This is a genomic window from Vibrio sp. 10N.222.54.E6 (assembly GCF_041473955.1).
GTDB classification, from domain to species: Bacteria; Pseudomonadota; Gammaproteobacteria; order Enterobacterales; family Vibrionaceae; genus Vibrio; species Vibrio tasmaniensis_A.
In genome coordinates, this window is record NZ_JBFRTD010000064.1 from 1 (window position 1) to 9,008 (window position 9,008).

The 9,008-nt window shown below is 45.2% G+C and carries 8 protein-coding genes, 1 tRNA gene and 1 riboswitch; all 9 genes read left to right on the top strand.

Features of this window, described 5'->3' with window-relative positions; all coding sequences use genetic code 11:
* Positions 1–72: 72 nt before the first annotated feature.
* The 9 genes from AB4513_RS24170 (at position 73) to thiH (ending at position 8,912) form a co-directional block, all read left to right on the top strand.
* Positions 73–149 (top strand) — tRNA-Trp (locus AB4513_RS24170).
* A 483-nt stretch (positions 150–632) separates the two neighbouring features.
* Positions 633–2,015, top strand: coding sequence for a multicopper oxidase family protein (locus AB4513_RS24175; RefSeq protein WP_009848171.1), 1,383 nt, complete (start codon positions 633–635; stop codon positions 2,013–2,015).
* A 100-nt stretch (positions 2,016–2,115) separates the two neighbouring features.
* Positions 2,116–2,499 carry a fluoride efflux transporter CrcB gene (gene crcB, locus AB4513_RS24180; protein WP_004736665.1) on the top strand — a complete coding sequence of 128 codons (384 nt, stop codon included), beginning with the start codon at positions 2,116–2,118 and terminating at the stop codon, positions 2,497–2,499.
* Between the two features lie 62 nt (positions 2,500–2,561).
* Positions 2,562–2,660: riboswitch (TPP riboswitch) on the top strand.
* Between the two features lie 130 nt (positions 2,661–2,790).
* Positions 2,791–4,740, top strand: a complete 1,950-nt coding sequence (thiC, locus tag AB4513_RS24185) for a phosphomethylpyrimidine synthase ThiC (RefSeq protein ID WP_009848172.1) — start codon at positions 2,791–2,793, stop codon at positions 4,738–4,740.
* On the top strand, positions 4,740–6,032 hold the full coding sequence (locus tag AB4513_RS24190; protein ID WP_102258449.1) for a thiamine phosphate synthase: 1,293 nt from the start codon (positions 4,740–4,742) through the stop codon (positions 6,030–6,032). Before thiC ends, AB4513_RS24190 begins: the two co-directional genes overlap by 1 nt.
* Positions 6,022–6,804: a HesA/MoeB/ThiF family protein gene (locus tag AB4513_RS24195; protein ID WP_009848174.1), complete on the top strand. Its 783-nt coding sequence runs from the start codon at positions 6,022–6,024 to the stop codon at positions 6,802–6,804. The genes AB4513_RS24190 and AB4513_RS24195 overlap by 11 nt, the downstream gene beginning before the upstream one ends.
* Positions 6,801–7,010: a sulfur carrier protein ThiS gene (gene thiS / locus AB4513_RS24200; protein WP_009848175.1), complete on the top strand. Its 210-nt coding sequence runs from the start codon at positions 6,801–6,803 to the stop codon at positions 7,008–7,010. Before AB4513_RS24195 ends, thiS begins: the two co-directional genes overlap by 4 nt.
* A gap of 2 nt (positions 7,011–7,012) precedes the next feature.
* Positions 7,013–7,777 carry a thiazole synthase gene (locus AB4513_RS24205; RefSeq protein ID WP_009848176.1) on the top strand — a complete coding sequence of 255 codons (765 nt, stop codon included), beginning with the start codon at positions 7,013–7,015 and terminating at the stop codon, positions 7,775–7,777.
* 7 nt (positions 7,778–7,784) lie between these two features.
* A complete protein-coding gene (thiH, locus tag AB4513_RS24210) occupies positions 7,785–8,912 on the top strand; it encodes a 2-iminoacetate synthase ThiH (RefSeq protein ID WP_009848177.1) in 1,128 nt (375 codons plus the stop codon).
* Positions 8,913–9,008 lie beyond the last annotated feature (96 nt).

Here is a 9,008-nt window from a genome sequence, read left to right on the forward strand (position 1 = left end):
GTCCACTCCGCCACTTATTCGATAACCTCGCCTAGTGCGAGGTTTTTTCGAATCTGAAGTAATGAAAGTTTTAGGGGTGTAGCTCCAATTGGCAGAGCAGCGGATTCCAAATCCGCGTGTTGGGAGTTCGAATCTCTCCACCCCTGCCATATTTAAGGCTCTAGCAGAAATGCTAGAGCCTTTTTACTTTCTGAAGCCAATATACGCCATTAGCAGAGCAGCGGATCCCCCGACCTACCAAAATAGCGCATGTTGGGAGTTAAACCTCCACTCCTCCCATATACTAAGCCTCAACAGAAATGCTAGATCCTTTTTGCTTTCTGAATCCAATATACGCTATTAGTAAAGTAGCGGATTCTCCGACTTACTAAAACAGCGCGTGTTGGGAGTCGAAACCTCCAACCTTTCCATATACTAAGCCTCAGGAGAAATGCTGAGGCTTTTTTGCTTTCTATTTGTTCTATTTTTAGTCGACAATTCCTACTTTTAATAAAATCTGGCCTTAAAAGTGTAAGTGCTTACTTATCCCAGCCTCTTTTATAAACAACCAACAGCACAAACTACGCTTCTTTATGAGAACTGTTATCAATATTTTGTTACATTTTAGTCGTTATTACTAAAAGGCAACAAATATGGATATCTCCCGTCGTAAGTTTATTCAATCATCTCTCGCTATATCTGCACTCACTGTACTTCCCGCTTGCTCAATGAAACGGGCGGTTGATGAGCAAGGAAAGTATGTTTATGACCTAACGGCAGAGCCTTCAACCGCTGAAATCGTGACGGGGTTTGAGACTAATATTCTAGGCTTTAATGGTCAGATTCCAGCGCCAACGATTCGGTGTCGCCAGGGGGAGAAGGTAACAATCCGTTTTACCAACAAGCTATCAGAACCGACGACTATTCATTGGCACGGTTTAAGGATTCCTATCGGAATGGATGGAGTACCTTTCTTAAGCCAACCACCGATCATGCCTGGTGAAACATTTATTTATGAATTTACGCCACCAGATGCTGGTACGTTTTGGTATCACCCACATATGAATAGCGTTAAACAGCTTGGTATGGGCTTGGTTGGTCTTATTATCGTAGAGGAGAGTATCCCAGTGCCGTTTGATGAAGAACACGCACTGACGCTTAAGCATTGGCATATAGATAAGAAAGGCCAATGGAAAGATCTAATGATCCCACGACTCAGTGCCCGTATGGGTACGCCAGGAGAGTGGAGTAGCGTTAATGGAATACATGAGCCTGCCTATCAGTTAAAACAACATGCAACGACCAGGCTGCGTATCGCAAATGTCGATAATACGATCACTTACCCTATTGCTGTCGAAGGGGCAGAGGCATGGGTGATTGCCATTGATGGTAACCCTGTAAAAACGCCTTATAAACTGACTCAACATAAAATTGGCCCAGGGATGCGAGTGGATATTGGATTGATAGCACCCAAAGCCGGTGGGCGAGTGAGCGTCCTTCAAATGAAAGGACGCTTTCCTTTCTCTTTGTGTGAGTTCGAGGTTGTAGATTCAACCCTTGTTGAGAATCGCTCTCTACCTTCTTTACCCCTTAATCCTGTGCCCAACTTAGATTTGGTTAATGCAGAAGAAATTGACTTTTTATTTGAATGGGAAGGGGCGGTTTCTCCAGTATCCAAAGATGGAAAATCTATGCCTAAGTTTTGGCTAACTAATAAACGAGCATGGGAGGGGATGAGCAAAGATAATATCCCTGAACCTTTGGCGACTTTAGATCTGGGAAAAACCTATATATTCGATCTAAAGAACGTCACTCAATACCATCATCCTATCCATATTCATGGACATACTTTTACAGTACTCGAACTTGACGGGAAGAAAGTTGAAGAACCTTTCCATACCGATACAGTGTTACTTGGAAAAAATGGCCGAGCTAAAGCTGCATTTGTAGCCGACAACCCTGGCCGCTGGATGTATCACTGTCATGTTATAGAACACATGAAAACGGGTTTGATGGGATATATTGAAGTTAAGTGACACCTGTAACGTTTAATATTTGCGCATGCATTCTTAGTTTCTACCCTCGCTTTTATCGGCGTTAAAGCTAGAATATAGGGATTATTGTTTGGGAGGATTCATGGGTCAGTTATCTATTCTAGGTTTTATCGCCATCGGTGGCGCGTTTGGTGCTTGTTCACGTTACTTGATTTCCGAGTTATGCGTTGTGATGTTAGGGCGTGGTTTTCCTTACGGTACGCTGACTGTTAACGTAATTGGCTCTCTGATTATGGGATTGCTCATCGCCGCGTTTGAAAATGAGATGGTTGCGACGGAGCCGTGGAGACAAATTATCGGTCTTGGTTTCCTTGGAGCCCTGACGACATTTTCTACGTTTTCGATGGATAACGTGCTTCTTATGCAGCAGGGTGCGTTTTTCAAGATGGGGCTCAATGTACTGCTCAATGTGGTTCTCAGTATTTCAGCCGCATGGATCGGCTTCCAACTTCTGATAAAGTCTTAAAACTTTCTTACGATTTGTTAACAACTCGGCTTGGTTTATCCAAGCCGTTTTTATATACTCGATTGTACTTGTCGGAGTGCCATATGGCTGAGACCGTTAACTCGGGATCCGTTGAACCTGATCAGGCTAATACCTGCGAAGGGAACAAGAGTAGATATCTAACTAGAATCCTTCTAGAGATCTATCTCCAGATCACAACTGCATTTTCTTGCTGTGATCCCTCTTGTAGCATCTTATCCGTCAAGCATTTTTATCCCTATAAATAATGGCTAAAAGCCAAGGAAAAATGCTATGTCGAGTCGTAAACAAGCAAGACTGGAAGCGAAGAATTTCATTGATTCTTTATCCGTGCAACCTTATCCAAATTCAAAAAAAGCTTACATCCACGGATCTCGCGAGGACATTCAAGTCCCTGTACGAGAAATATCACTAGCAGATAGCCTTGTTGGTGGTACCAAAAAAGATCCTGTATTCGAACCTAATGCGCCAATTCATGTATACGACACCTCTGGTGTTTATACTGACCCTATGCACGAAATTGACCTTTACAGTGGCCTTCCTAAGTTACGAGAGCAATGGATTGAAGAGCGTGGTGATACAGAACTGTTAGACGATGTAAGTTCTGTCTACACCAAAGAGCGTTTAGAAGATGAAACTCTAGACGACCTTCGTTACGGTAATCTGCCTAGAATTCGTCGCGCCACTGGCGATCAATGTGTTACTCAGCTGCACTATGCTCGTCAGGGGACTATTACTCCTGAGATGGAGTACATTGCGATACGTGAGAACATGGGACGTCAGAAATTTGCTGATGAGCAGCTTAACCACCAACATCCTGGCCATAACTTTGGCGCAAATCTACCGAAAGAAATTACCCCTGAGTTTGTGCGCAAGGAGGTTGCTGAAGGTCGAGCTATTATCCCTTCAAACATCAACCACCCAGAATCAGAACCGATGATTATTGGCCGTAACTTCTTAGTGAAGGTGAACGCTAATATCGGTAACTCTTCAGTAAGCTCTTCGATTGAAGAAGAAGTTGAGAAGTTAGTATGGTCAACTCGCTGGGGTGGCGATACCGTAATGGACCTTTCTACCGGCCGTAATATTCACGAAACTCGCGAATGGATCTTACGTAACAGCCCTGTACCAATCGGTACGGTTCCTATGTATCAAGCCCTTGAAAAAGTGAATGGTGTTGCGGAAGACCTTAACTGGGAAGTGATGCGCGATACTTTGATTGAACAAGCAGAGCAGGGTGTTGATTACTTCACTATCCACGCAGGTTTGTTGCTTCGCTACGTTCCGATGACGGCTAAACGTGTCACTGGCATTGTTTCTCGTGGTGGTTCTATTATCGCGAAATGGTGTCTTGCACATCACCAAGAGAGCTTCCTTTATACTCACTTCCGCGAGATCTGCGAGATTTGTGCGAAGTACGATGTTGCCCTGTCATTGGGTGATGGCCTACGCCCGGGTTCTATTGCAGATGCCAATGATGAGGCTCAATTCTCGGAGTTACGTACTTTAGGTGAGTTGACTAAGGTAGCTTGGGAATACGACGTTCAGGTGATCATTGAAGGTCCAGGACATGTGCCAATGCACCTAATCAAAGAGAATATGGATGAGCAGTTAGAACACTGCCATGAAGCGCCTTTCTATACTTTAGGCCCATTGACGACAGATATTGCCCCTGGTTACGACCATATTACCTCTGGTATTGGTGCGGCCATGATTGGTTGGTACGGCTGTGCGATGCTCTGTTATGTCACACCTAAAGAGCATTTAGGTCTACCAAATAAAGAAGATGTGAAGACCGGCCTGATTACATACAAGTTAGCAGCACACGCAGCGGACCTCGCTAAAGGACATCCGGGCGCACAAATCCGAGACAATGCATTATCAAAGGCACGTTTTGAATTCCGTTGGGAAGACCAATTCAATCTAGCTTTAGATCCTGAAACCGCGCGTTCTTTCCATGATGAAACTCTGCCACAAGAGTCGGGCAAGGTTGCTCACTTCTGCTCAATGTGTGGACCTAAATTCTGCTCGATGAAGATTTCTCAAGAAGTTCGAGAGTATGCGAAAGACACCGAACAAGTAGCCGCGGATCAGGCTATCGAGATTAAGATGCTAGATAACCCGTTGGAAGGGATGCGTCAAAAATCACAAGAGTTCCGTGATACTGGCTCTGAACTTTATCATCCTGCAGTAGCCGCAAAAGAAGCTCAATTAGAGGAATAATGACAGTGAAGATACTCATCCCATCTCAAAATATTGAGTTAACGGGAGAGGTGCAGAACTGTCTATTGGTTGCTAAGCGACAAGGCTTGGCAACTGATGCGGTTGAGTTGGGTGTAAGCCCAACTCAATACTTCTCTATCGTTGATTCTCAGCAGGCGTTATCTATTGGCTTCGCTCATGATCTTGATTCATTGACGGTGTGTCAGCTAGCAGAACTGAACCATGTTGTTGATTACAGCAATTCAGTCGCGCTAGCTGACGTTTGTGATGCCTTTACACAAACTCCGAATACCATTTATATCGGTGTTTCAGATGATTCAGCTGTACTGGATATCTGGTCACACCGGGATGCTAATCGTGCTATCAAGAGTGAAACTACAGCTCATCAGGAGTTAGATAATCGCGGCCACTTTGCTTGGTTACTTACTTTGTTGGCTCTGGAATTCCCATTAGAGGACGCATTAGTTTTAGCTCGCGCATCGTCCAATGTTTCACGTGGAACATGGCCAGCACATTACCAAAACTTTCCAATTCCGGCTCTTGAAGATCAACGATTGAATATAAGCGTTGGTTGGGCTAATCAAGGGACAGTGCTTTCTTTTCCTGAGCTGGGTAAGAATAGTCTAGGTTTATACCCTGTGGTTGATGATGTTGAGTGGATCGAAAGGTTGCTCAAGCTCGGAATTAACACTGTTCAACTACGTATTAAAAACCCGCAGCAAGTGGACTTAGAACAACAAGTCGCGCGATCAATCGAGCTTGGTCGAGAGCATAACGCTCAGGTTTTTATCAATGACTATTGGCAGCTTGCACTCAAGCATGACGCATTTGGTGTTCATTTGGGGCAAGAGGATATTGAAGAGTCAAACCTCTCACAGTTGAGCCAAGCAGGTATCAAGATCGGTCTCTCTACTCATGGCTATTACGAGTTGCTCCGCATTGTTCAAATCAACCCAAGCTATATTGCGCTAGGGCATATCTTCCCAACAACAACTAAACAGATGCCATCAAAGCCTCAAGGTTTAGTTCGTTTATCTCTGTATCAACAGCTGATTGATACTATCCCATACACAGACCAACTCACTGGTTATCCGACGGTTGCTATTGGCGGTATTGACCAATCGACAGCTGAGCAGGTGTGGGAGTGTGGGGTATCGAGTTTGGCGGTGGTACGTGCGATTACATTGGCGGAAGACCCGCAGAAAGTGATCGAATTTTTCGAAAAACTGATGGCACCTAAATCTCCAACTCTTAAGGAAGAGGTTATACAGGAGCCTAGCTATGCTGAGTGACTTTGAATTCATTCGTTATCAACGACAAATTGCGTTACCTGAAGTGGGTGAGCAAGGGCAACGCAACTTACTAAATAGTCATGTGTTGTTGATTGGTTGTGGTGGCTTAGGTAATGCTGCGGCTCTTTACCTGGCTGCTTCTGGTGTTGGAAAGATCGTGCTGGTCGATGATGATTGTGTCGATTCATCGAACCTGCAACGACAGGTCGCGTTCAGGGAAAGTCAGTTAGGTTCGCCTAAGGTTGAAGCTCTCAAGCAACAAGTGAGTGAACTCAATGGTCGCAGCCAAGTAAGAACCATCAATCAACGAATGAGTGAAAGTCAGCTTGAGCTTGAAGTGATGCTAGCTGACTTAGTGTTGGATTGTACTGACAACTTCGAGTCACGCCAGCAGGTTAACCAAGCATGTTTCAGCACGAAGACCCCTTTGATTTCTGGTTCTGCAATTGGCTGGAAAGGCCAATTTATTGTATTTGATTATCAGAATCAGAAAGGGTGCTATCACTGCTTGTTCCCGTTCAGACATCATCCACAAACGACTCGTTGTAGCGATAGCGGCATCATAGGCCCAGTTGTTGGCACCATAGGTAACCTTCAAGCTTTGGCTGCTATTCAACGTCTAGCTCGTGGTGAGTTTCAGGTCGCAACACACCAACTCAAACTGTTCGATGGCCAGACGATGAATTGGCAAAACCTTATGGTCACTCAAGATAGTGAATGTCCTGTGTGCAGTGCGTCTGTAGTTAAGCATTTAGAAGAAGAAATCCAATGAGCCATATAACGATCTCGATAAACGAACAATCAGAACAAGTAGCACACTCATCGTCTCTAGCGGACATTATCCAAGTTCTAGCATTACCCAATCTAGGTTGTGTATTTGCTATCAATAATGCGGTTGTCCCGCGTAGCCAGTGGCAACAAACGGTCGTTAATGAAGGCGACGCTATATCTCTTTTCCAAGCTATTGCAGGGGGCTAACCATGTTAACCATCGCAGATAAAACGTTTCAATCACGTCTGTTCACTGGAACGGGTAAGTTCGCCAATAAGCAATTGATGGCGAGTGCTATTGAGGCTTCAGGTTCGCAATTGGCAACCATGGCGCTGAAGAGAGTTGATATTCGCTCTGAGCAAGACGACATTTTACAACCAATCATTGATGCTGGCGTGAACTTGCTACCGAATACCTCTGGGGCGAAGAGTGCAAAAGATGCCGTCTTTGCTGCGCATTTGGCTCGTGAAGCGCTAGGCACAAACTGGCTTAAACTGGAAATTCACCCAGAACCAAAGTACTTGATGCCAGACCCAATTGAGACGCTTAAAGCCGCTGAGCAACTGGTTAAAGATGGTTTTGTTGTGTTGCCTTACTGCCATGCCGATCCAGTTTTGTGTAAGCGCTTGGAAGAGGTGGGTTGCGCTGCGGTTATGCCGTTAGGTGCGCCTATTGGTTCAAACAAAGGTATCGCTTCGGCAGACTTCTTAGAGATCATTATCGACCAAGCGAATGTCCCTGTGATTGTGGATGCAGGCATAGGCGCGCCATCGCATGCTGCTCGTGCAATGGAAATGGGCGCAGACGCTGTGTTAGTGAATACGGCGATTGCGGCTTCTCAACAACCCGTTGATATGGCGATTGCTTTTAAGCTGGCAGTTGAAGCGGGGCGTATGGCTTACCTTGCTGGGCTTGCAGGAAAAGTATCTCACGCGGTTGCTTCGAGCCCGTTAACTTCATTTCTAGACGAGTAGTGTACCTATGACGTTTGTTGATCGATTTAAACAGCTCAACTGGGATGACATTGGTATGTCTATCTTCAGTAAAACGTCAGCGGATGTTGAACGTGCTCTGAGTAAACCCAAACGTGACTTAGAAGACTTTAAGGCTCTGATCTCTCCGGCGGCAGAACCTTACTTAGAGCAGATGGCACAACAGTCGTTGGCGCTAACTCGTAAGCGATTTGGCAATACAATGTCGCTTTACATTCCTTTGTACCTCTCGAACCTATGTGCGAATGCGTGCACGTATTGTGGCTTCTCAATGGAGAACCGTATCAAACGTCGCACGCTTACTTTGGATGAAATTGATGCCGAAAGTGCGGCTATCAAAAAGATGAAGTTCGATAGCGTTTTGTTAGTCACCGGTGAACATGAAACTAAGGTCGGGATGAATTACTTTCGACAGGTGTTGCCGAATATCAAAAAGCAATTCAACTACCTAGCGATGGAAGTGCAGCCGCTTGATCAACATGATTACGCAGAGCTTAAAACTCTCGGTCTAGATGCTGTTATGGTTTACCAAGAGACTTATCAGCCAAGAACTTACGCTGAGCATCATCTACGTGGCAATAAAATGGATTTTGAATACCGTCTTGAAACCCCAGATCGCTTGGCAAAAGCGGGGATCGATAAGATAGGTATTGGTGCCTTGATTGGTTTGGAAGATTGGCGAACCGACTGCTTTTTTGTTGCTGCTCACTTAGATTACCTAGAGCGCACTTATTGGCAGACTCGCTATTCAATTTCATTCCCGCGTCTTCGTCCGTGTGAGGGGGGAGACTCTAGTGGAGGATTACAGCCTAAATCAGTCATGAACGACAAACAATTGGTTCAGCTTATCTGCGCATATCGACTCTTGAATCCTGAGGTCGAGCTATCCCTTTCTACTCGCGAATCGGCAACCTTTCGCGACAATGTGTTGCCATTGGGGATCACGAGTATGTCTGCGGCTTCTAAAACCCAACCTGGTGGTTATGCTTCGGGTGAAGAAGAGCTTGAGCAGTTTGAGATCAGTGATGAGAGAAGTGCTGCTGATGTCGAGTCGATGATTCGTCAGCGTGGTTTCGACCCGGTGTGGCGAGACTGGCACAGTGCCTATTCTGGTTAATCAACATATTGGTTGATGTTCCACGTGAAACATCGATGTAATGATACAGGCAAATAAAAACGGCTACCCTTGGGTATAATGCCGTTCGGATAAGCA

Coding starts and splice junctions, on each gene's coding strand:
- AB4513_RS24205 (WP_009848176.1), top strand. CDS start 7,013: ATGTTAACCATCGCAGATAAAACGTTTCAATCACGTCTGTTCACTGGA.
- thiS (WP_009848175.1), top strand. CDS start 6,801: ATGAGCCATATAACGATCTCGATAAACGAACAATCAGAACAAGTAGCA.
- thiC (WP_009848172.1), top strand. CDS start 2,791: ATGTCGAGTCGTAAACAAGCAAGACTGGAAGCGAAGAATTTCATTGAT.
- AB4513_RS24195 (WP_009848174.1), top strand. CDS start 6,022: ATGCTGAGTGACTTTGAATTCATTCGTTATCAACGACAAATTGCGTTA.
- AB4513_RS24175 (WP_009848171.1), top strand. CDS start 633: ATGGATATCTCCCGTCGTAAGTTTATTCAATCATCTCTCGCTATATCT.
- thiH (WP_009848177.1), top strand. CDS start 7,785: ATGACGTTTGTTGATCGATTTAAACAGCTCAACTGGGATGACATTGGT.
- crcB (WP_004736665.1), top strand. CDS start 2,116: ATGGGTCAGTTATCTATTCTAGGTTTTATCGCCATCGGTGGCGCGTTT.
- AB4513_RS24190 (WP_102258449.1), top strand. CDS start 4,740: ATGACAGTGAAGATACTCATCCCATCTCAAAATATTGAGTTAACGGGA.